This is a genomic window from Spiroplasma endosymbiont of Polydrusus formosus, from assembly GCF_964263245.1.
In the GTDB taxonomy this organism is placed as follows: domain Bacteria; phylum Bacillota_I; class Bacilli_A; order Mycoplasmatales; family Mycoplasmataceae; genus Spiroplasma.
Genome location: NZ_OZ181656.1, coordinates 305,096 through 328,231 on the forward strand (window position 1 = coordinate 305,096; position 23,136 = coordinate 328,231).

At 23.3% G+C, this 23,136-nt stretch carries 22 protein-coding genes and 1 other RNA gene; 6 read left to right on the forward strand and 17 right to left on the reverse strand.

Annotated elements, in window-relative coordinates; all coding sequences use genetic code 4:
* Positions 1 to 960 precede the first annotated feature (960 nt).
* Positions 961 to 1,116, forward strand: coding sequence for a hypothetical protein (locus ACE38S_RS01565; protein ID WP_374696074.1), 156 nt, complete (start codon positions 961 to 963; stop codon positions 1,114 to 1,116).
* A 132-nt stretch (positions 1,117 to 1,248) separates the two neighbouring features.
* Complete coding sequence (locus tag ACE38S_RS01570; RefSeq protein WP_374696075.1) at positions 1,249 to 1,374, forward strand: hypothetical protein; 126 nt, start codon at positions 1,249 to 1,251, stop codon at positions 1,372 to 1,374.
* Between the two features lie 197 nt (positions 1,375 to 1,571).
* Here the strand turns inward: ACE38S_RS01570 and ACE38S_RS01575 are convergent, their stop codons facing one another.
* Complete coding sequence (locus ACE38S_RS01575) at positions 1,572 to 1,988, reverse strand: hypothetical protein (RefSeq protein ID WP_374696076.1); 417 nt, start codon at positions 1,986 to 1,988, stop codon at positions 1,572 to 1,574.
* Positions 1,937 to 2,113: a hypothetical protein gene (locus ACE38S_RS01580; RefSeq protein WP_374696077.1), complete on the reverse strand. Its 177-nt coding sequence runs from the start codon at positions 2,111 to 2,113 to the stop codon at positions 1,937 to 1,939. Before ACE38S_RS01580 ends, ACE38S_RS01575 begins: the two co-directional genes overlap by 52 nt.
* Positions 2,114 to 5,448: 3,335 nt before the next feature.
* On the opposite strand from ACE38S_RS01580, the gene ACE38S_RS01585 reads away from it, so the two are divergent.
* Entirely contained in the window at positions 5,449 to 5,763 is a 315-nt protein-coding gene (locus ACE38S_RS01585) for a transposase (protein WP_374696078.1), read from the forward strand.
* A 21-nt stretch (positions 5,764 to 5,784) separates the two neighbouring features.
* Entirely contained in the window at positions 5,785 to 6,399 is a 615-nt protein-coding gene (locus tag ACE38S_RS01590) for an IS30 family transposase (protein ID WP_374697106.1), read from the forward strand.
* Positions 6,400 to 6,472: 73 nt separating this feature from the next.
* Here ACE38S_RS01590 and ACE38S_RS01595 read toward each other — a convergent pair whose 3' ends face one another.
* The 9 genes from ACE38S_RS01595 to ACE38S_RS01635 all read right to left on the reverse strand — a co-directional run bounded on the left by ACE38S_RS01595 (position 6,473) and on the right by ACE38S_RS01635 (position 15,102).
* Entirely contained in the window at positions 6,473 to 6,625 is a 153-nt protein-coding gene (locus ACE38S_RS01595; protein WP_374696079.1) for a hypothetical protein, read from the reverse strand.
* Positions 6,626 to 8,013: 1,388 nt separating this feature from the next.
* Positions 8,014 to 8,559: a hypothetical protein gene (locus tag ACE38S_RS01600; protein ID WP_374696080.1), complete on the reverse strand. Its 546-nt coding sequence runs from the start codon at positions 8,557 to 8,559 to the stop codon at positions 8,014 to 8,016.
* Positions 8,560 to 9,007: 448 nt separating this feature from the next.
* Positions 9,008 to 9,151: a hypothetical protein gene (locus ACE38S_RS01605; protein WP_374696081.1), complete on the reverse strand. Its 144-nt coding sequence runs from the start codon at positions 9,149 to 9,151 to the stop codon at positions 9,008 to 9,010.
* A 671-nt stretch (positions 9,152 to 9,822) separates the two neighbouring features.
* Positions 9,823 to 9,969, reverse strand: coding sequence for a hypothetical protein (locus ACE38S_RS01610; RefSeq protein ID WP_374696082.1), 147 nt, complete (start codon positions 9,967 to 9,969; stop codon positions 9,823 to 9,825).
* A 1,144-nt stretch (positions 9,970 to 11,113) separates the two neighbouring features.
* A complete protein-coding gene (rpsI, locus tag ACE38S_RS01615; RefSeq protein ID WP_374696083.1) occupies positions 11,114 to 11,515 on the reverse strand; it encodes a 30S ribosomal protein S9 in 402 nt (133 codons plus the stop codon).
* 11 nt (positions 11,516 to 11,526) lie between these two features.
* A complete protein-coding gene (gene rplM / locus ACE38S_RS01620; protein ID WP_374696084.1) occupies positions 11,527 to 11,967 on the reverse strand; it encodes a 50S ribosomal protein L13 in 441 nt (146 codons plus the stop codon).
* Positions 11,968 to 12,078: 111 nt separating this feature from the next.
* On the reverse strand, positions 12,079 to 13,320 hold the full coding sequence (glyA, locus tag ACE38S_RS01625; RefSeq protein ID WP_374697107.1) for a serine hydroxymethyltransferase: 1,242 nt from the start codon (positions 13,318 to 13,320) through the stop codon (positions 12,079 to 12,081).
* A gap of 89 nt (positions 13,321 to 13,409) precedes the next feature.
* Entirely contained in the window at positions 13,410 to 14,366 is a 957-nt protein-coding gene (locus ACE38S_RS01630) for a hypothetical protein (protein ID WP_374696085.1), read from the reverse strand.
* Positions 14,367 to 14,439: 73 nt separating this feature from the next.
* Entirely contained in the window at positions 14,440 to 15,102 is a 663-nt protein-coding gene (locus ACE38S_RS01635; protein ID WP_374696086.1) for a uracil-DNA glycosylase, read from the reverse strand.
* 310 nt (positions 15,103 to 15,412) lie between these two features.
* On the opposite strand from ACE38S_RS01635, the gene ACE38S_RS01640 reads away from it, so the two are divergent.
* Positions 15,413 to 15,583: a YigZ family protein gene (locus ACE38S_RS01640; protein WP_374697108.1), complete on the forward strand. Its 171-nt coding sequence runs from the start codon at positions 15,413 to 15,415 to the stop codon at positions 15,581 to 15,583.
* 228 nt (positions 15,584 to 15,811) lie between these two features.
* On the opposite strand, the gene trmB is transcribed toward ACE38S_RS01640, so the two are convergent.
* The 3 genes from trmB to ACE38S_RS01655 form a co-directional block, all read right to left on the reverse strand.
* Positions 15,812 to 16,453 carry a tRNA (guanosine(46)-N7)-methyltransferase TrmB gene (gene trmB / locus ACE38S_RS01645; RefSeq protein WP_374696087.1) on the reverse strand — a complete coding sequence of 214 codons (642 nt, stop codon included), beginning with the start codon at positions 16,451 to 16,453 and terminating at the stop codon, positions 15,812 to 15,814.
* 327 nt (positions 16,454 to 16,780) lie between these two features.
* On the reverse strand, positions 16,781 to 16,948 hold the full coding sequence (locus ACE38S_RS01650) for a hypothetical protein (RefSeq protein WP_374696088.1): 168 nt from the start codon (positions 16,946 to 16,948) through the stop codon (positions 16,781 to 16,783).
* A gap of 1,476 nt (positions 16,949 to 18,424) precedes the next feature.
* Positions 18,425 to 18,598, reverse strand: coding sequence for a hypothetical protein (locus ACE38S_RS01655; RefSeq protein ID WP_374696089.1), 174 nt, complete (start codon positions 18,596 to 18,598; stop codon positions 18,425 to 18,427).
* Positions 18,599 to 19,112: 514 nt separating this feature from the next.
* Between ACE38S_RS01655 and ACE38S_RS01660 the strand changes: the two genes are divergently transcribed.
* Positions 19,113 to 19,811 (forward strand): IS30 family transposase, encoded by a 699-nt coding sequence (locus ACE38S_RS01660; protein ID WP_374696090.1) that lies wholly within the window; start codon positions 19,113 to 19,115, stop codon positions 19,809 to 19,811.
* 383 nt (positions 19,812 to 20,194) lie between these two features.
* Here the strand turns inward: ACE38S_RS01660 and ACE38S_RS01665 are convergent, their stop codons facing one another.
* The 3 genes from ACE38S_RS01665 to ACE38S_RS01675 all read right to left on the reverse strand — a co-directional run bounded on the left by ACE38S_RS01665 (position 20,195) and on the right by ACE38S_RS01675 (position 22,993).
* Positions 20,195 to 20,368: a helix-turn-helix domain-containing protein gene (locus ACE38S_RS01665; RefSeq protein WP_374696091.1), complete on the reverse strand. Its 174-nt coding sequence runs from the start codon at positions 20,366 to 20,368 to the stop codon at positions 20,195 to 20,197.
* A 1,519-nt stretch (positions 20,369 to 21,887) separates the two neighbouring features.
* Positions 21,888 to 22,315: a transfer-messenger RNA gene (gene ssrA / locus ACE38S_RS01670) on the reverse strand.
* 579 nt (positions 22,316 to 22,894) lie between these two features.
* On the reverse strand, positions 22,895 to 22,993 hold the full coding sequence (locus ACE38S_RS01675; protein WP_374696092.1) for a lipoprotein: 99 nt from the start codon (positions 22,991 to 22,993) through the stop codon (positions 22,895 to 22,897).
* Positions 22,994 to 23,136: the final 143 nt, after the last annotated feature.

Consider the following 23,136-nt stretch of genomic DNA (forward strand, 5'->3'; position numbering starts at 1 on the left):
GGGCAAATTAGCAATAAATTATATTAAGTTTGTTAATTTATAATAATATTTATATATATATATATATATATATATATATAAATAATAATACATAAAGTGTTGTATTAGTAAAATAATAGTATATAATGAAGTAATAGGTTTAATCTTTTTCCGTAAAAAAGAGTTTACGCCGACTTGTTAATCGAACAAGGATAAAAAAAGAGGAGTTTATAAAATGGCACTTACAAAAGAACAATTAATCGAATAAGGTTTGAGTGAAGAAATAGCAGAAAATATCTTAAATCAGTTTAATAATTAAGCAAAGCAAATTAGAGAAAGTGTACAAAACCGCGAAGATGTTATATCAAAAGAAGACTTTATTGAATTATCTAATTAATTAGATGAATTAAAAGCTTTTTAAGATGTTCCATCTAATAAAATTAGATATATTAAAACTAATTTAGATAAAGTTAGTGGTAATTATTTAACTGAAAAAATGCAAACTTTAAAATAATTAAAAACTGATTTGTTTGTGCAAGAACAACCATCAGTTTCACCAACTGATTTTATTAAAGATATTATTGAAAATTTGGTTGAAAATAAAAGTGATGAAATTGAAACTATTAAAAAGGGAGCATATACTCCGGAATAAATTAAAAAATAACTGATTATACACTTAAAAACCTTAGATAATAAGGGAGTTAAAAATATTATGACAACAAATTAATTTGTTGTCATAAGTACCTTTTACATTACAAGGTAATACAACAGAGCAAAAAAGCCTATGTTGATATAGTTATTGCTTTATTGCGTGGACTTTTATATAATGAATATGCAGCAAGTATTATACAATATACAACAGAGCAACAGCAGAGCAAGTTGTTTGATTACCTAATGCAGGACAAGTATTATATAATTTAAACCATTATGTGGTGTGACAAGATGATTATGCATTACCAAATGGTGGAGCAACTCAAAACTATGGGATTAACAAGAATTACAGTTCTGATTGATAAAAAATTTAATTTAAAATTAATGAATGAATCATTTGATTTAGCAATGATAGAACAAAATATTAAAATGGTGTTATTGTTGACGATATTTCTGGTGTTGTGCAGAATAAATTTGTTAATTTAGAATGTGAATTAATTCAAACTATTTATGATTATTGTTTAGCAAATGGTCAATATGAAGTAATTCCATTTCGTAAATTATACAGCAGAAAATGCCTATGATGCAAATAAAGCATTCTTTACATTAAATGAAACTTTGATTGAATTAACAAATCAAATTAGTAATCTATATTTTGGTTTGCCAACTGATAAAATGTTTATGGTTTTAGGTCGAAGAGCCTATTTAGGGTTAACACCTGCTTATTTAAAAGTAATTTGTTAACAATCCTGATTAAAAGCAAAGGTTAATGGTGAATTATATAAAAATACAGCAATGGGTATTCCTGTACCAAAAAGTTTTAATTTAGAAAAAACATATACAAAAGGACAAGTTAACCGAGATAAATGGTACAATTTTACTAATATCAATTTTTGCATATGTATGTTTAATAATTATTTTTGGTTCAGTTACAGCACCATCTAAATATAAAATTCTAAAATTCTTTCCATAATCAAAGTATTACCATTCCAGTCCCTAATGCCGTAGCACCAATTATTAATAAAGATGGTCTTTTTTGCGTAAAATAAGCGGATCATATTTTTTGCTAAATTTAAAGGCAATTGCATTAACACCTTCTGGCAATAAATTAATTGTTCCCTCTGAACCATCTTTATTAATAATTGGTAATTTTTTATGAACCATATAGTTGGAATAATATAATATGTTGTTCTTTCAATATTTTTCATTGCCCCACTTGTTGTTATTAAACTATTTATTTGGTCATTTGCCCCAAATTGTAGTTGTAATTTATCACGCGGAATGCCAAGAATAAAATCAGCTGAACCTAAGACAACTGTTTCTGATGGGGTAAAGCCATTTTTATATATTTTATCCATATAATTTCATCATGAATTTTTAAAGCATTTCTATCATCTTCTTTTTGTCCTTGAATAGTTGTAACTGTTCCTTTGCTAATAATATTTAAAATTTTGTTACGTTTATAGGCAACTTTGGTATCCATTGCTTGTTCAATATCATCCTCTCAAAGATTAGGATTAAAATTACTTTTTACAGGATATAATTTACGAGCAAAAGTTAAAATGGTATTTAATTCAACAATTCCATCTTAAAATTCAACTTTTTAATATTTCAATAAATTATCATCGGTATTAAATATTTGTCTGTTTGCTCCTAAACCTTCATTATATTTAATATTTTTATTTTTCTTGTATGTTAAACCCAAATTTATTGGCTTCTTTTCACGCAAATAAAACTTATCAACTAAATTTTTGTTGATAAGTTTGTAAATATCATTGATTAAATGATTCACACTCTTTTTGTGTTGCTTTATTAGCAATATCACCAAAAATTCTTTGTGGGTGTTGTGCCATAATTTATTTCCTTCTTTCTATTTATTAAATACATTGTCTGTATCTAAAATATTGTTTTCTTTGTTTTCTACTTTTGGTACGCCACCAGTATTAACGGTTTGGACTTTAATTAGTTAATCATAAACACTTTGCAATTGTGTTTTAATAACTTCAATATCATCAGTAATGTCATAAGATTTTAATAAAACATTTTTAAATTCTTCATTATCAGTTAAATAATTAATAAAGTCAATTACTTCAATTTGTTTTAATTGTAGCGTTTGTTGTTATAATTGTGAAATTAATTAATTGTTTTTGTCTTTAGTTATTTGATTTGTTGATTACTATTTTCTAAATTACTTGCATTAAATTCTTCAACTTCGGTAGTATTTTCTAAAATAATTTCAGCAATTTTAATATCTAAACTATTATCTTCATTTTTAATAATCTCATTATTTTCATTTATAAAAACATATTTTACATTTTTAATACCATTATTTTTTCTCCTATTTTTTAATATTTGTATTTGTTCTTTTTCTAATCGCCTTTTTTATAATTTCAAAACTATCGACTCGAAAAGATAAAAAATATCGTTTAGTTTTTAAATTTAACTGATTAAATACTGATCCTTTAATTTTTACCTCATCATCTTTTTTAAATTTCAAAAACTCAAATACAGTTACTGGATTATATATTGATAATGTTGAATAATTTAATCCATTTTACTGACATTTTGCTGAACAATCATCAAACTTCAACATCACCAACAACCAGCGCTTTAATTTTGGTTTTAATTGGATTTTCATGTAATCTAACAGTTAGTTCTAATTTATTAATTCTTTTATTTTTTATTTTATGTTTTTTTGTTACTTTTTTTTGACAAATTACTTTTTGTTTGTACCATTTTTTTCAACTCCCTTTGCTAAAAAATATTGTAAATGTTTTTAAGCGTCGTGTTTGTGTTCTGTCATTTTAACACTTCCTTTATAGCTATAATTTTTCTTAACAATTGGTGATTGTAAAACATATTTTAAATTAAATCGATATTTGTATAAAACTTTTACACCACCAATGAATTTAGGGATAAATAATGGGTTTTTTTTATTTTTAATCCCCTATGAAGTTGACAACCTTCAATTATTACAAGAACTTTATTAAAATAAGAACAAGTTTGCTTTTTAAATTCATTTAATATTAAATAGATATTATTTATTGCTTATTATTCATCTTTAGAATTAAAAGTAATGTTATTAATTATTTTATTTTGCAAAACATTATAAATAATAATATCAATTTGGTCAATTTCAGAAGGGTAAATTGTAATAATATATTTTAATTTATTTGTTTTATTTTTTTATTAATTTGTAATATTTTTCAACCTTCTGTTGCTAAATCTAAAATATCATTAATTTTGTAATGTTGCATATTATAATTAATAACATCTAAATTTTTTTTAAATAAATTTAAGTATATTTTTGCTAATTATAAACATTGCAAATCATAATGATTTTTATAATAGGAAATACAATAATTAACAGGTTCACAATTAACTCAACCAAATTAAGTTGTTATTTCATTTCAAGTTTTATTGATATATTTACTTTTATATTTTTCCATAATATTTTCCTCCTTTATTTTTATTTTTTTAAATAAACATAAAATACATTTGTTGATTAATATTTTGATATTTAGTAATAATATTTATATTTTGATTTAATTAGCTTAATTAGCCATCCACCTCGCTTCGGTGGTGAATGATGATGATATTAAAACTTTATATTTAGACAGAGTTTTATCCATCACATGAGTAAAAATTTACCCAGTTATTAATTACGCTTAATCCATCCTTAGACAACTTTATATAAAGAAAATAACCTTTTGAAAGTTTCAACCCTCTTGTTTTTTTTAGTGTCCGATGTTGTTTTTTGATTTAATAGCACTCTTTTAATGAAAACAAGATAAAAAAACCCCGCGCTATGACATTTCGCGAGGGATTAATCTTGCTGAGAATTAAAGAAATAAATAGGAGTAAAATCCATTCGCTTTCACACTTTATTTAAAGCTTCGTGTCATAGATGAGTTATCAATCTTTAAGCATTAAAATATTAAGTTTAAGAGTTGCATTATTGATTGGATAGTATCTTTATTATTTTTTATCTCATTATCTTTTTTTAATTATTTGTTTATTAAATGTATTTTTTAGTAATATATTTAATAATTAACTAATAAATAAGTAAAACAACTACTTAAAAATTTTTAATAAAAGAAAGGATGGAATTTTTCAGAAAAAACATATTTTATTAAGTGTGAAAGATACTATCTAACGATTAATTAAAAATAAAAAATTGCTCTAATAATTAATTAATTAATTTTATTTTTATTATGTTATTTATAATTTTTATAAAACCTTAATTTTTTCTTACTACCAAAATAAAAATTTAAACTTAAGCATTTAATTTTTTTGGTAATTATACATTACTTGTTCAATATTCATACTAATTATTTTAACAACTATTATAACTAACTATTGCAATTTCCTTAATTCATTTCTGATTTTTATTATCATTTTGTTAATTGTGGGCTTTATAACAATATAAATATAATACTAATTCGTGATAAAATTCCATAAGTTGTTTATATTTATTCTTATCAAAAGCACATATATTAATATATTATTGGAACTTACTTTCAGAATTAAAAATATTTTTAAAATTAATTTCTTTATATTTTACTTATAACTGCGATAGCGAATAAAGCAGTTGAATTATTAATTGGTTAACATGATTAATATTTTTACACTGATCTTTAATAATCGTAACTTTATCCAAATTTCTTGTCAATGAAGTTGTAATCAACTTGTTTCGCGTTTTTTTTATTTGCTAAATTATACTTGTAAGTGCAAGTAAATAAAATTGCAAAAAATTTCATATAAAAATTTCATGATGCTAAGTTTATTTTATAAAAATTAAAGCAAGGAGTTTTTTATATGGGATATAAACATCTTGGCATAGATGAAAGAATTTATATTGAGAATCAATTGAAATTTAAATTAAAAATTAGTGAAATAGCTAAAAATCTTAATCGAAGTATTAGTACTATTATTCAAGAAGTTAATAGAAATAAAGATAATAATCATTATTTTTCATTAATTGCACAAAATAAAGCAGAAAATAGAAAACAATCACATGTTTATTTTCATAAGTTTAAAAATAGAGAATTAGTAAAATATGTACAACAAAAATTATTATTAGGTTGATCGCCTGAACAAATTTATGGAAGAATTAAAAATTTTCATAAATAATGAATTATTAGTTTTAAAACAATTTACAATTGAATTTATTCTGGATTACTTGAAAAGGTTACTAATAAAAATTTAAGAAGAAAAGGTAAGAAACGAAAATCTCAAGAAAATCGCGGTAAATTTAATGGTAAATCAATTAAAGAACGAAATGTTAATGTTAATAATCGCATAACTGTTGGCCATTGAGAGGGTGATACTATAGTATCATCGCGAGGTAAAAGTAAATCATGTTTAATAACTTTAGTTGAAAGAACATCAAGATTTACTTTAGCAATGTTAGTTGAAAATAGAACTACTAAAGTTATTAACGAAAACATTAGCCATTATTTATCAATTCTTCCAAATAATCTTGTTAAAACTATAACATTTGATAGAGGTAAAGAATTTGCTAATTGACAACAACTTGAAAAAAATTTAAATGTGAAAATTTATTTTGCTAATGCATATTCACCCTGACAAAGAGGTACTAATGAAAATACTAATGGGTTAATTAGAGAAAAATTTCCTAAAAAATTTAATTTTTCAAATACCACGAAAAATGCAGTTCATAAATTTATATTGTCTTTAAACCATAGACCAAGAAAAATACTAAATTATCTTTCACCAATCGAATATTTGGTTAGAAAAATAATTTAGTTGCACTTAACTTTACAATTAGGCATTTCCTTAGAATATTTAATATAGTCTTCAGCATAACCATATAAATTAACTAATAATTTATTATTTTTTTTAATGTTACATAGTTTATTATTTCAAATAATTCACGATGAAAATTATCATTATTAATTGTAAAAAGAAATTTATTTAAAATTCCAAAAAGATTTTGATTTAAAATTTTTTCAATAATTGTTGAATTCGTCATATTAGTTAATGATAGCAACTGAATTAATGAAAAATTATCTTTATGATAAAGTTATTGCAACATATTTAAAACGTCTTTATTTGATAATAAATTATTATTAGTTAGTACTTTATAAGTTTTAATAATATTTTTTTGCAACATTTCTTCATGTTTCATCACCGCAATTAACGCTGCATGTATCTTTGTACTATAATTTGATTTTAAGTTGAAATTATCTAAAATTTGTTCATATTGATATAAAACATTAATTTTATTATTAAAATAATGCTCGGTAATAATTTTTTAAAAAATCATCAAAGGCTGTTTCATTATTATTTATTAAATCTCTTAACCTCCATAAAATCTTATTAAATAAAAGTTAATTATACTTCGGTAAAAACTTTTGAGATGTAATAATTTTATGATTTAACGTAATAAGTTCTGTTGCTTGCAATCCATAAAGTTCTGTTTAATTTTTATTATTAATAAACAACGTTAAAAAATTATCATTAATTGGTAACGTTGTTTTACTTAAATAAAGGATTGGAATCGGGCTACTGCTATCATACACAGTGTTTTCTTATTAAACATTCACAAAAATAATATAACTAATATTATCATAATAATATTTATTAATTAAAACTGCTTAAGGATCAACATTCACAAAATTAATAACTATTATTATTGGATTAACTAATGTTGAAGTAACATAACTCGGATCTTGTTGATAATCAATCTATAATAAATTTTATATAATTTTGAGAATATTTAAATTAAAGTTATTAGTTAAAGTTTTTGTCATATCAGTTAAAAAATAATCTAAAATTTTTGTTTTTAAATTAACATTATCCTCAATAACTTGTTGTAATTGATGATCATTGAAAACATTAATTTTAATATCTTTAAATGTTGTTAATGATAAAATAACTTCTTTTTTTCATAAACATTATTAAATAAATTATTAATTTGATAAATATTTTGATCACTATTTTATTATAGTTAATTTTTTATTTCTTAGTACTAATTGCCGTAAATGTTGTATCATCAGTAAACATATTATTTTTGTGAACAATATTTTACACGCTCAATTGCTTTATTGCTATAAAAAATTTTTAATCCATCTTCATTTTTAACAGTAATATAATGTTGTTTTTTCATTATTTTGATTATCTCCTTACCCTCTAGTTATAGTTAATTTTCATAAAATACATTTACAATACGCATAATATTTTCATAACTACGATATTGATCAACTAAAATTTCTTTTACTGATTCATCACATTTTGAAATAATTTTTTAAACAATGAATTAGTTAATAATTCTAAAAAATCATTATAATTATAATTATCCTGATACATTTCATTAATTAAAATAACATCTTCTTCCTGGCACAGAATAAGTGGCGGTAATTAGCGATAATCACCAACTAAAATAATAGCTTTATCATATACTAAAGTCATAAAAATTTCCATTGGTGTTAATTTACTTACCTCATCAATAATAACAACATCAAAGCCAAACTTTTTAATATCAATGTCATCAATGTTATAATCACATAAAATTTTATTTTTACTTTGAGCATACGATTGATTTGAAGTTATCATAATTGCAACAACATTGACACTATTTTGTAAAAATTGGTTTGCATAATTAATTGTGTCACGTTCAGTTGCTGCGGTAAAATAATTATTTTTAATATTTTCTTGGGTTAAAAAATCACCGATTTTATAATTTTTGTTTAAAAAAGTAATCATATTATTTATAAAATTAAATTTTGTATCTTTTTCATTGACCATTAAATTCAAATTATGTTTAATGTTATTAATTGCTTTATAAATTTCATTAATTGTACCGATAATATCTTTTACTAATAAATTTAAATTAAAAATGGTATTAATACTATCAACAATATTTTTAACTTCAATATTTAAAGTACTAATTTTATTATTTAACATTCCTGTTTCAGGTTATAAGTCATAAATTTATTGATTATATTTATTTTAATCACTGACATTAATATTTTGTTGATTAACCTTAATTTTTTCTTAATATTGTTTTAATAATTGCAAAAGACTATTTTTAAATACTACTTGTTATTTTTGCACAGCAACATTTTCCTGTTTTAATACAAGTTGATTTTTAATTATAAAATTTTATTTTGCATTTCATATAATTTTTCAATTCAATCATTATCTAGTAATTCTTTGCTAACTTGTTTTAATCTTTCTAATTATAATTATTTCTCTTTAAATAACTTATTATTAGCTGGGGTTGATAATAATCTTTATATGTTTTAGTTAACGAATACGATTCATCAAATTGGAAATCAAGTTTTTATTATAATAATTTATCAAAATTATTATTAAATAATTTAACAAGAGCTGGCATTGATATAATCATTCCTTATCAATTCAAATTATCTAAGAAGGCTAGTACATTTTGAATATTGTTAATATCAACAGCTAATTTACGATTATCAGTTTGATATTTCAATTTCTGATTAATTACTGTTTTTCGTTCAACAATTAAGGTGTTTATCTTTTGCATATATTAATTATAATCAATAATTTATTTATCTAACATTTTCACATTTTCTTTTAACTTTTGTAATTCATATTTTTGATTATTATAATCATACTCAATTCTATTTAATTTTGTTAAATATTGTCTTAACAAATGTTAACAAATAAAGCGATAACTATTAAAAATTAACTTATCCGGATTAAAATCATAAAAACAGATTTTTTTTCGAACTTCTTCTCATGTTAAACGCAACTAAATTAGCAATGGCATTTTATACAATATTGTCAAAAAATTATCAATTGCGGTATTATTTTACGATGAAATTAAAACCTTTTTCCCATCTTTTTGGCATATTGATAAACTTAATTCAGTAATAAATTCGGGTATTACCAGTGTCAGGTGGTCCTTGTAATAAAAAAATATCTTGATAATTTAAAGCTTTTTCTATTGCTTTTTTTGATTTAAATTTAATTTATTATAAGCAAATGTTAATTATTCTAACATAATTAGATCAAATTGTAATTTTAATTTAATATCGTCAATATTAAAAATTTAATTAATTAAATATTGATTATTAACATCGTTTTTACTAATCATTATTAAAATAATATTACTACGCCGAATTAGTGTTGAATCAAATCACTATTACCAATATAAGTTAAATAAAAATCATATGATGGAATTGTTTTGTTTAATTAACTAAATGATATTTCATTATCATTATTTATTTCATAAAAGCAATTAATAATTTGATACTGATCTAATTGTTTAATAATTAATTTAATTGTTTCTTGATAAATATAGTCTTCTTGATTAATGTTATTTATTAATGTTATTTTCAAGCATATAAATTTTCATTAGTTTTTTAAAAAATCATAGTTCCCTTTTGTTTGTTGTTATTTTGTTTCTGCAATATTAACTCCTAAATCATAAATATTTGTTTCCTCTTGAGGATAACTATAATTAAATTTAAAAGTAAATAATGATAATGGTGTTTCTTTTTGATATGTTCGATTAATACCAAACTAATAATGTGCTTAGTTTAGTTAATTGTTTTAAAACTAAATATCTATTCAAATTGTCTAATAATAGTTCTAACTCAACGATAATTATTTCTTCAAATAAATTAATAATTGTTAAATTTTTAATAAAATAATTTTTATAAAAATATTAAAAATTATGCGCTAAAAATCGAGCATCATTATTTTTTCTCCTATATAAAATGTTTTAGGAATTTTAATATACTATGTTAATTTTTGTTTTAAATATAAACAATAATTATTCCGTTTATATTATAAATTTTTAGCTTGAAATTGTAAATATTGTAATCATCGTTCTTTTTAATCCACAAAAAAATTAAGTTAAAAATCCCATATTCATTATTGTATTTTATGAAAAAATTCGAAAATTATCCGAAATCTCAAAAACAATTCCGATTGCTAATGTTTCAAATTATTATTTTTCTTTTTCCATTGCTGTTAAAAATATTTTTTAAACATTTACAATCCCAATTTTAGGATCAATATCCCAGATGATTGTTAATGATAAATTTTAATTTAACATTTTATCTAATAAAATAATCAATTTGAAAATAATCAAAATATCATAAAGTTCCTTTTATTCGCCTTTTTGTCCTTTTTTGATTTTTTATTGATCAACCATTAATTAAAGCAACAAAAAATCAGCAATACATATATTAGTTTTAAAAAAAGTATCTAGGCTAGGGCTTGCATTGTTGTAATGTTTTTTATGTGAAGATTATTAACATCTTTATCAGTAAATTTATTTTTTGCATTTGTTAAAAAATAAAAATTTAATAATAAATTATTACCTGATATTTTTTCTTGAATTGTAAATTATATCATTGTTATTACCTCACCATCTTATCTACATAATAATTATACTAAACTTATGGTATATGACAAATTAAACATAATAATTCAAAAAAAGAGCATTTTGCAAAGAAAAATGCTCTTTTTTTGAAATCTATCTTTTTGAATATTGTGGTGCTCTTCTAGCTCCGTGTAGCCCATATTTTTTACGTTCTTTAATACGAACATCGCGAGTTAGCATGCCGGCATGTCTCAATAAAGTTTTATAATCTTGTGATGATTCAACTAAGGCTCTCGCAATTCCTAGTCTTGTTGCACCAGCTTGCCCGGTAAAACCACCACCAGACACTTTAACACGGATATCAAATTCTGATTTTGAACCAGTAATACTTAAGGGTTGTTCCAAATCTTGCACTAATGTTGCATATGGAAAAAAATTTAACGCCGGTTTCCCATTAACAACCACATTCCCTTTGCCGGGAGTTAATACAACTTGGGCAATAGAAGATTTTCTTCTTCCGGTACCACGATATATAACTTCTTGTTTTTTTGCCATATTTTCTCCTTTTATTTATTAGTTAATTCTAATTTAATGGGTTGTTGTGCTTCATGTGGGTGTTTATTACCTTCATAAACAAATAAATTACGGAATAATTTACTTCCTAAGATATTTTTTGGTAACATCCCTTTAATTGCGTGTTCAACTGGATAAATTGGTTTTTTAACTAACATATCATTTGCTGTTGTTCGTTTTAATCCATTTGGATGTTGTGAGTGATGATAATATATTTTACCATTTAATTTGTTCCCGGATAAGATAACTTTATTAGCATTTATAATAATAACATTATCGCCACAATCAACATGCGGAGTATACGCTGGTTTATTTTTTCCTCTTAAGATAATTGCAATCTTACTTGCTAAACGTCCTAAAATTAGACCTTGAGCATCAATAACATATCATTTTTTATCAACTTTAGCTGAATTTAAGATAGTAGTCTGTCTCATATAACTTCCTCCTAACATCGTTCCGTACCAGGGTCTAATGTATAAAGCAACAATATTATAACTAAAAATTACAGAATAATCAATCTTTTAATCTGATATTTTGAAATTTAATTATTTTTGTAATGTTCAATTTGTATAAATTGGAAAATCTTTTAGTAATTTTTGGACTTCTTTTTGATATTTTATAACATTATCATCGGTTGGTTCTTTTAAAACATGATAAATTATTTCCCCAATTTGTTGAAATTGTTTATTACTAAAACTACGTGTTGTCATTGCTGCTGTTCCTAGGCGGATTCCACTAGTAACGACCGATGATTCTTTATCAAACGGAATTATATTTTTATTACAAATAATACCAATTTTTTGTAAAATTTCTTCCGCCATTTGTCCTGAAATTCCTAAACTACTTTTAACATCAACCATTAATAAATGATTATCGGTTCCATTAGCTACTAAGCGTAGATTTTTGTCCTTTAATGTTGCTGCTAATACTTTGGCATTTATAATAATTTCTGCTTGATATTTATTAAATTCCGGTTGGAGTGCTTCTATGAAACATTGAGCTTTAGCAGCAATAACATGTTCTAATGGCCCCCCTTGGTTGCCTGGAAAAATAGCACTATTAATTTTTTTAGCCCACTTTTGTTTTGATAAAATTAATCCCCCACGGGGTCCTCGCAATGTTTTGTGTGTTGTTGAAGTAACCACATCAGCATATGGAATTGGTGACTGATGTAGTCCAGCAGCAATTAGCCCGGCAATATGTGCCATATCAACCATTAACAAGGCACCAACTTTATCAGCAATTTCTCGGAACTTTTTAAAATCAATCTCACGTGAATAAGTACTGGCCCCCGCCACTATTAATTTTGGTTTCACTTCAATTGCAATTTTTTCAATTGTGTCATAATCTAACATTTCGGTTTTTGAATCAACTTGGTAACTATGAAAATCATATAATCGACCAGAAAAATTAACATTATGTCCATGGGTTAAGTGTCCGCCAGCCGCTAAATCCATTGCTAAAATCGTATCACGTGGTTTTAATAAAGCATAATAAGCCGCTGCATTAGCTTGACTACCTGAATGAGGCTGAACATTAGCATGCTCTGCTTTAAATAATTCTTTTACCTTATCAATTGCCAATTGTTCAAGTTGGTCAATATATTCACACCCCCCATAATAACGGTGAAATGGATACCCTTCAGCATATTTATTTGTCAAAATTGATCCGGTAATTGCTAAAATTGCTTCACTAACATAATTTTCTGAAGCGATTAACTCAACATGATCTTGCTGACGTTTTAATTCCAAATTAATTAGTTCTTTAATTTGTGAATTAACTTTCATTATCTTCATCTCCATTCTATAATTTCTAATATCATTAGATAAATATAAAACAAAAAAATAAATTAATTGAAAATTGTTATTTATTGTTTTTAATATTGTAAATTAACATTAGTATCTTTATGAATTAATGGTGAAACAGCTCGATATGTAATGTAAATAATCGCTGAATTAAATAATACTTTTATTGGGGACATTGCTAATCTTGTAATCATCGTTACTCCATAACCGTCAGTTTCAACATTCTTATTCTGCGAAACTGTTAGGAAAGCAATATCCCCTCAGGCGGATATCAGCGTGGTAACTCAATACTCATTAACAACAGCAAGCATAATAATTGCCACTAAATCTCAATAACGTTTTTTTGTTTTATCAAAATGACAATAAACAAACATTATAATTCAAATAATAACAATTGTTCCTCCTGCTCCAAAACCAATAATATAAAGTAATATAATTTTGCTAACTTCTAAACCCACGAACAAATTAATTGTTTCTAACGGTGAATATCAAGTCATTACCCCTGCAAAAGTTCCAAAAATTAAAATAAAAACATTTGTTAACATAAATAAAATTAATTTATGTTTACCAACGGCACGATTAATTGAGAAAGCACAACCCGATAAAAAACCATATGAAGCAATTACAATAATATATGCAACATGAACATAAGACGGAACAAACAACATTACAATTAAGTCAGTAACAACCCCAGATAATAGGCCAACAATTGGTCCAAAGATAAAACCACTAATTTTAACCATTAAACCTTCAAAAGCAATCCGGACGGGTGGAAAAACAGTAATTGGAACTGTTATTGAAATAATAATTGTAACTGTTGCCGAAACTGCTGATAGCATTGTAATATAAGCAATGTTTTTAGTTGTAAAACGAATCCCATGGTAGCGGTTAGGATTAATTAAATAATATAAGCCATTATAAACACAATAAATAATAAAAAGTGCACCGATAACACCGCTAGCAATATATGCCATTTTATTATTATATAAGATTTTTGATATATCACTAAATGTTGTTATTAGAATCATAATATCCCCGTAATCTATTTTTATAAAATATTTCCTTTTATATAGTTAGTATTTTACATATAACAATTATACATTACATTTTCCAATCAATTATTTTTTTTTTGTTTTTTAAAAGTAAATAATTAATTTTTAAAAAAAATTGCTGATCTTTAAATAAGCTATAACTAAACGGTGACGGATGTGCTCCCTTAATAATATTATCTTTATTAAAAATATATTTACTATATTGTTTAGCGTAATTCCCTCATAAAACATAAATAATATCATCGCGAATCTCATTTAAATAAATAATTAAATTTTGGCTAAAAGTAGTTCAACCAATATTTTTATGACTTAATGGTGTTTTGGTAACAACACTCCCAATTGTATTGTATAAAAAAACACCATTTTTAGATCAATGGTCTAAATTACCACTATCATAGTGGTCAATCTCTAAGTCTTTTTTTAATTCATGAAAAATATTAACTAAACTTGGCGGGTTTTTTATTCCATTATTAACACTGAATGCCAATCCATTTGCTTGACTTGGGCCATGATAAGGATCTTGACCAATAATGACAACCTTAATATTTTTTGGTTCAATTAAGGTAAATAAACGAAAAATATCTGTTTTTTTTGGATAACAAATTTTACTTTTGTACTCTCGATCAATATTTTTTAGCAATTGTTTAAAATACGGTTTTTTAATTTCATTATCAAAAAATTCTTCTCAACCAACTGCACACTTTATTAACATTATAATTTTCTCCTATTACTTTTATTATATTAATATATTAATTTTAGTTTTTTATAAAATAATTATATCAAAAAAAGATAAAATAATATAATCAAGATAAAATAATTATCATAAAAATAGGAAAGTGAAAAATGCAAGAACTAAAGAAAAAGATACCGATTGTTAATGAAATTATCATTAAAAAATCACGCTTTCTTTATCTCCTTCAAAAAGGAACTTCCAAAAATAAATCTCTTAAATTTATTAAAAAAATCAACAAGATAATGCAACCCACAATTGTTATGCCTATATTATTGGAAAACACCAAGACATTATTCGAAAAAGTGATGATCGTGAACCGATCAATACTGCTAGAAAACCAATTTTATATATTTTATTTCATCATAATTTAACTAATGTTGTTTGTTTAGTTATTCATTATTTTGGTGGTATTAAATTGGGCGCTGAATGCTTAATTCGGTGTTTATTCGAACATTGTTAAAAGAACTTTACAAAAAATCGAATTAATTCCTTTTTTTATAAACAAAAAATGTTATTATTAAATTCCTAATTACGAAAATTAAACTTGTTGATGAATATTTAACATATCATTATCAAAATTTAAAAATTAATAAAAATTTTACCAAAACCATTAGTTACTAGTTTAAACTTCCTAGTGAGCAAATTAATACCCTCACTTTGTGAACTAATCATAATAAAATTAACCTAACTATTTTTGAACATATAAATAATTAATATTTTTACCAAGTTTAACAAAGCGTTGTTCATATTCAGTTGGAATATTATTAACAAGGTATGAACTATGATATAAATCTGTTGTATAATCAACAATTTTTCAATTATTATCTAAGAAAGATGTTAGTGAGTATTTAAATAATTGATCATTATCTGTTTTAAAATGAATTTCACCCTTATCTTGTAAAATAATTTGATAAAAATCTAAGAATATTTTATTTGTTAATCGGCGTTTTTCATGTCGTGCTTTTGGCCATGGATCAGAAAAATTTAAATATATTTTATTAACTTCTTTTGGCGCAAAAACACCGGTTAAAAGTGCCGCATCAAAAACAATTATTTTTAAATTATGTAAATTTTCAGCAATAATTTTTTTTAAAGATAAAACTAACACCGACGGATAACGTTCAATTGCTAAAAAATTTTGATCTGGATATTTCTTTGATAACGCGATAATAAAGTCTCCTTTCCCTGTTCCAATTTCAATATTTAAGGGGTTATTGTTCTTGAACACATTATTCTTTCATTGCCCCTTATAATTTTTAGGGTTTTGAGTGGCAAATGTCGAGTTTTCCATAATATAGTCTTTTGCTCAAGGTTTATTTCTTAATCTCATTGTTTAGTCTTTTCCTACTGTTTTTTAATAATAATAATTTTATCTCACTGTTAACTTTGGGTTGAGGTTCATCATAAGTGTATACTGTAAAACTAGTTGGATAAATAATAAATAACTTTTGTTCAAGATAATTGTCTAACTTATGAAAATTATTAATATTTAGCGCTGCATTAAAACCTGTTAACATTGTTTAATGTACAATTTCGCCAAAAGGACTGCTATTATTTGCAAAAATTAAGTCACTATTTACACAATAAACTAAATTACTACTATAAATGATATAATAATTTAAGTTTATCATTTACATTAACAATTAGTTAATACAAACTAACGATTTTTTATAAATGAATATGTTCATTTAATGCTAAAAATACTACGTTTTTGATTTGATAACCCTTTAATATTTTCGGGATCAATAAAAATAATTTGGTTTGAATATTCAATGCTTAACCAATTATCCGCTGTAGCAATGTTATATTCTTTTAATTTATTCAAATTGTTTGATTGTAGACCATACAGGAATCATATTATTGTAAATATATTTAGGACACTTTATTAAATATTTTGTATTAAATTCAATGAATTTTTATAATTTAATGATTTTCTTGGCATTGAATTTATTTTCAATGCTATTTTATTTAAGTCATCTTGAAAAAAATATTGATAAATCTATTTATTTTGGTAAACTTTGTCTCAAAATTTAATTATTATTTTCGTTTAATTCTATTTGGCCAGGACAACTAGCATCAGCAAAATAAACTTTTATTTTACAAATATTTTCAAATTTTTTACTTGTTAAATTATTTACCAAGATCAAATTTAATTGTTTTTATTGTGCCAGGTTGTTTGTTTAAAATAAATTTTATTATACTTTCTATGACATCTTTGCTTTTGATATTATTTAGTTACTAACGGGATTGATGTTTTTAATCATATATTGGCTAAAGTTATAATTGCTGTTTTATGGTTTTTACCAACTATAGTATTTCTTTCCAGATGACCAAAGACATTTATGCTTTAATATTTGTCAAATTAATTTTACGTTCAATAATTGTCAAACAATTATTAACTTTTTTGTGGTTTTCTGTTTTATTATTTGATTTATTTTTACCTTTTCTTAATAAATTTTTTTATTAAAATTATAACGAGAAAAGGTAAACATATTATATATAAGGTATTTGAACATCGTCATGTACGATGAACCGTAAAAACAATTCTTGTGATATTGTTTTTTATTTTTATATTAAAAAACATAAATTTATTTGCATTATTGATCGGATAGTATCTTTAAATTTAAAAACTTTTATCATAAAAACAGATTTTTTACTGTTTTCCCTACACAAAATAAAGGATATTTTCATAAATCCTTTCAATAAAGGTATTATCCGATCAATAATGCAACAAGATATAAATTTGCCGTTTGTATATACGCAACGCCAACAGATAAAATTTTTGTCAATATTTCTTATTATATTTGTAATAATATCTGGTGAATAGTGTTCATAATTAACTAAATAATTAATAATTTCGAGGTAAATTTTATTTAATGTTTTTTGTTTGCAACCAGCTTTTTTTGTCTTTATTACTATTTTCATAAATTTCAATTGGGTTTCAAACAACATCAACATTTTATAAATTCTATGGACAGTTTTTTTACTTTGATTTATTTCATACTTGATTAACAACCATTTTTAGGACACTTTTATATTGACTGTTGTTTTTTATAAATTCAACAGGGTATTAAATAATTTAAACTACCGTGAATTCGAATATTGTTACATCAATGCACAAAGTTAAATAATTTGTATTTTAATTGGGTTAAATTTATAAATTTTTGCCTCTTGACAAATTATTTTTTAAAACTTTTGTAAATTGTTTCAGCCCCAGCATTATCATAAGGATAGCCCCCTTTTATTGCTTAATGATTGTTTGGTGTTAAAAGTACTTAAGATATTATCAATGATTTTATTTTTAAATTCATTGCCCCCAGTCAGTATGAAATAACGTAATTTGTTTTAATGATCTTATAATTGAATAAAAGGTTTCTTGCACTAGTTGTACTATTTTATTTGTCTCGACACTATAGCCAATTATTTCACGATTAAACAAGTCAATCAACAAACAAAGGATAATGTCATTTAGCACCACCTTGAACATATGTTAAATCACTAACAACAAATTCATTGGTTTTTGTGGTTATTATTAATTATTAAATTCACAGTTTAAAACGTTGCTAATTTGGTTGTTATTAACCATCAACTTATGATTACAATATTTTAATTTGGTGCATTTAGATACTAACTAATTTTTAATCATAATTTGGCTAATTTTTCTTCGCGATAAGATAATATTTTTTTAAATTAAAAAAGCTTTAACTTTACAATCTCTATAAATTTTGGCGATTAGCTTAAATGCGCTGATAACTTTTTGTTCATAATTATTAACATCAACTATAGCCACATTTATTAATTTGATAGTAATATGTTGATTTTGCTATCTTTAATTTTGATCCTATTTGACCAATTTTTCGCATGGAATATTTTTCTTTATTGCTAAATTATACTTGTAAGTGCAAGTAAATAAAATTGCAAAAAATTTCATATAAAAATTTCATGATGCTAAGTTTATTTTAGAAAAATTAAAGCAAGGAGTTTTTTATATGGGATATAAACATCTTGGCATAGATGAAAGAATTTATATTGAGAATCAATTGAAATTTAAATTAAAAATTAGTGAAATAGCTAAAAATCTTAATCGAAGTATTAGTACTATTATTCGAGAAGTTAATAGAAATAAAGATAATAATCATTATTTTTCATTAATTGCACAAAATAAAGCAGAAAATAGAAAACAATCACATGTTTATTTTCATAAGTTTAAAAATAGAGAATTAGTAAAATATGTACAACAAAAATTATTATTAGGTTGATCGCCTGAACAAATTTATGGAAGAATTAAAAATTTTCATAAAGAATGAATTATTAGTTTTAAAACAATTTACAATTGAATTTATTCTGGATTACTTGAAAAGGTTACTAATAAAAATTTAAGAAGAAAAGGTAAGAAACGAAAATCTCAAGAAAATCGCGGTAAATTTAATGGTAAATCAATTAAAGAACGAAATGTTAATGTTAATAATCGCATAACTGTTGGCCATTGAGAGGATGATACTATAGTATCATCGCGAGGTAAAAGTAAATCATGTTTAATAACTTTAGTTGAAAGAACATCAAGATTTACTTTAGCAATGTTAGTTGAAAATAGAACTACTAAAGTTATTAACGAAAACATTAGCCATTATTTATCAATTCTTCCAAATAATCTTGTTAAAACTATAACATTTGATAGAGGTAAATAATTTGCTAATTGACAACAACTTGAAAAAAATTTAAATGTGAAAATTTATTTTGCTAATGCATATTAACCCTGACAAAGAGGTACTAATGAAAATACTAATGGGTTAATTAGAGAAAAATTTCCTAAAAAATTTAATTTTTCAAATACCACGAAAAATGCAGTTCATAAATTTATATTGTCTTTAAACCATAGACCAAGAAAAATACTAAATTATCTTTCACCAATCGAATATTTGGTTAGAAAAATAATTTAGTTGCACTTAACTTTACAATTAGGCATTATTGTTAATAATTTCTATTTTTTTATTAATTATCAGCACTGCTTGCCTTAAAAGGTTGTTTTCCATTCGTAATTAGATTAATTATTTTTGCAAGGCAATCAAAGTTAATTTTCTTCAAAAGTGCGATTATCTTTTGCTTTAAAAGATCCAGAATTATGAAATTTTTCAATTAACTGATATATAGTTGATTTTGACACCTTATATTCCTTAAAAATTTCAAGAATGGTTTTACCATTTTGATAAAGTAAAACAATTTGTTTTTTTAAATTCATCGGCATATGAATTTCTTCCCATTTTTATATTCCTACTTTATTCATAATTATATTTTATTTGAAAGTCCACATAAATATGATTAAACTTATTGTAAACTATCCATAAGCTGTTTTTTTAATTTAATAATTAAAATTTTGATATTGTTGAATTGAAATTAATTTTTCTATTGTGATTTTTTGATACATTGTGTTATTTCTCCTTTTTTAAATTTGGATTTTAACACAATATTTTTATTTGTTTAACTGTTTCATTTAATTTTACAATTCGAGATTTTTTAAAACAAATATAGTATTAACTTGGCGTAATAAAATCTCAAATTTTTTTAATAAATAAGTTTATGATCGTATTTTACTTTATTGTGTAATAAAACATTACTAATATCTGGTTTTTCAACTTTCTCAAAAGGAAAAAATATCAAAATGATTTAAACTTGCTTTAAAAAATAACATGTTTTGGTCTTTTCATAATATAAAAACTTGGTGCGGAATAAAGTCAATAATCTTATTTTTAACATTACTACTTAAAAATTTATCTAATTTTTCAATTTTATTTATCATAAAAGTAAAATAAATTTTCTGACGAATCTTATTTTAATGAATTAAATTATAAATATCATCATGTTATAAAGTTTCATAGATATAACTATTTCAATCATATTTAATGATATTTTGTAATTTTATCGCATGAACATAAATTAGTTCAACAATACCACAAATACTATAATATAAATAACTCATTGCAATTAAAACCAAAAAATATAATTTACTTACTAAATTTTTCGAAACGGGATTATTTCTGATTAAGATAAAACAGTAACTTAGGCTGTAATAAAACCAGTTAAAGTCAATAAAGATCAACTAATAATTTTTTTTAAAAAATAAATTTTAAAAAAAATTATTAGTGTTAAAACATAAAAAACTGAAATCATAATAATATTAGAAATCCCGGTTAAAGGTATATAATAGTTATTAGTTAAAAATAGCAAAATCCCAAATAGAAAAAGCAAAATGATATTACTATATAAAATTGTGGCAAAACAAGAAATAAAAACTCCAATCATTTAACAAATTATTATTGGTAGAAAAATATTGATTGTAATCATTGTATTTGTTTCGCTCACCTTTGGGGAACAAAAAATGGAATTAACTCTTGATGCAATAATAACTAAAATTACAAAAAAACCACCAATAACTACTTGATAATAAATTTAATAATAAATTTAAAAACGTGCAAAATAATTACGAAATAACCATCATGTAAAAATATAAACTACCGAAAAAAAATAATTATAAATAATAAATATACAAAAATAATATTTAAAATATTGTTAACTTATTTTCATCTAATTTAACAATTGTTGTATTTTTATTATTGTACCATTCCTTTTTAAAATGTTTTTTAATTAGAAAAAAACTAAAATTATCATAAATAAATTACAAACCTCAAATTATTATTTATGACAATATAAGTTTCTTTTAGTAATTAGTTTTTTGTTAATAAGCAAAAGTTCTTAAAAATAAAAAATGGTGGAGATGGCGGGAATTGAACCCGCGTCCACAAATAACTTTCTAATACCTTCTACAGTTTAGTCTAATCATCTTTTTTTTATTATTTAATAGTAGGATTAGACAACTAATTAAATAACTAGATAATAAGATTTTTCAAAATTCTAACATTATCAATTAGAACTTCTATTAGATTAAATTTTGAGATACGATAATAATTAATAACCTACAATTAATCATTACTACGGCTAGCAATCCTCTAACAACAAGGAATTAAGCTGCTAACATTGGTATACCTGCTAATTGATTATTCATCAAGAAAGTAGGAATTTCAACTTTTTCTTCTGTTTGTTTTTTGTTTGCATTTCTTCAAACCTAATAGCATTATAGTTTGCCAAACTACTGCCAATATTAGTAGATTATTCCTGTCGAAACCATAACATCCCCCTACAAATAATTATACTCTTAAATTATTAAACAGTAAATAAAAACTGTTACTTACATTTTCTTTGCAATAATTGGCGTCGTGTACTATGCACAGGCAAAAAACAATTATTGTAAGGTTATTTTTTATTTTTTTCTTAAATCACATAAATTTATTTGCATTATTCATTGGATAGTATCTTTAAATTTATAACTTTTATCATAAAAACAGATTTTTTACTGTTTTACCTACACAAAATAAACGATATTTTCATAAATCCTTTTAATAAAAGTATTATCTGGCGAATAATTCAACAAGATATAAATTTGCCGTTTGTATCTACACAGTGTCACATATGATCTAATGATCTAAAATATAATTTATTGTTAAAAACAATGCTAGAACACCAAATTTCTCCATTTACTATAATAACAAATTTTTTGTTGTTATGTAACAGGATCATATTAATAAACACTATAATATAATTAAATCTAATTATCAAAAATATACTTTATTATTTAAAATAATTCCATTAGTAGAAATTCCTCCATTTGTTATAATAACAATTTTTGTTCTATTTATTTTATTATTTTCATTATTATTTAATTTTTCTTTTTTTCATAAGAACTATCAGCAATTATTGTTGGTACAGCAGTTTCACTAATTGTTAATACACTTAATAAACTTAAAAGTTTTTTCATTTTCTATAATTTCCTTTATTATCTTGAAAATTTTTATTTAAATTTTTTATCAAGATCAAGATCAAGATATATTGATATTATATATGTAAGTGTTCTTAAATATTTTTAAGAGATTATTTATAATAATTATTATTTGACCATAT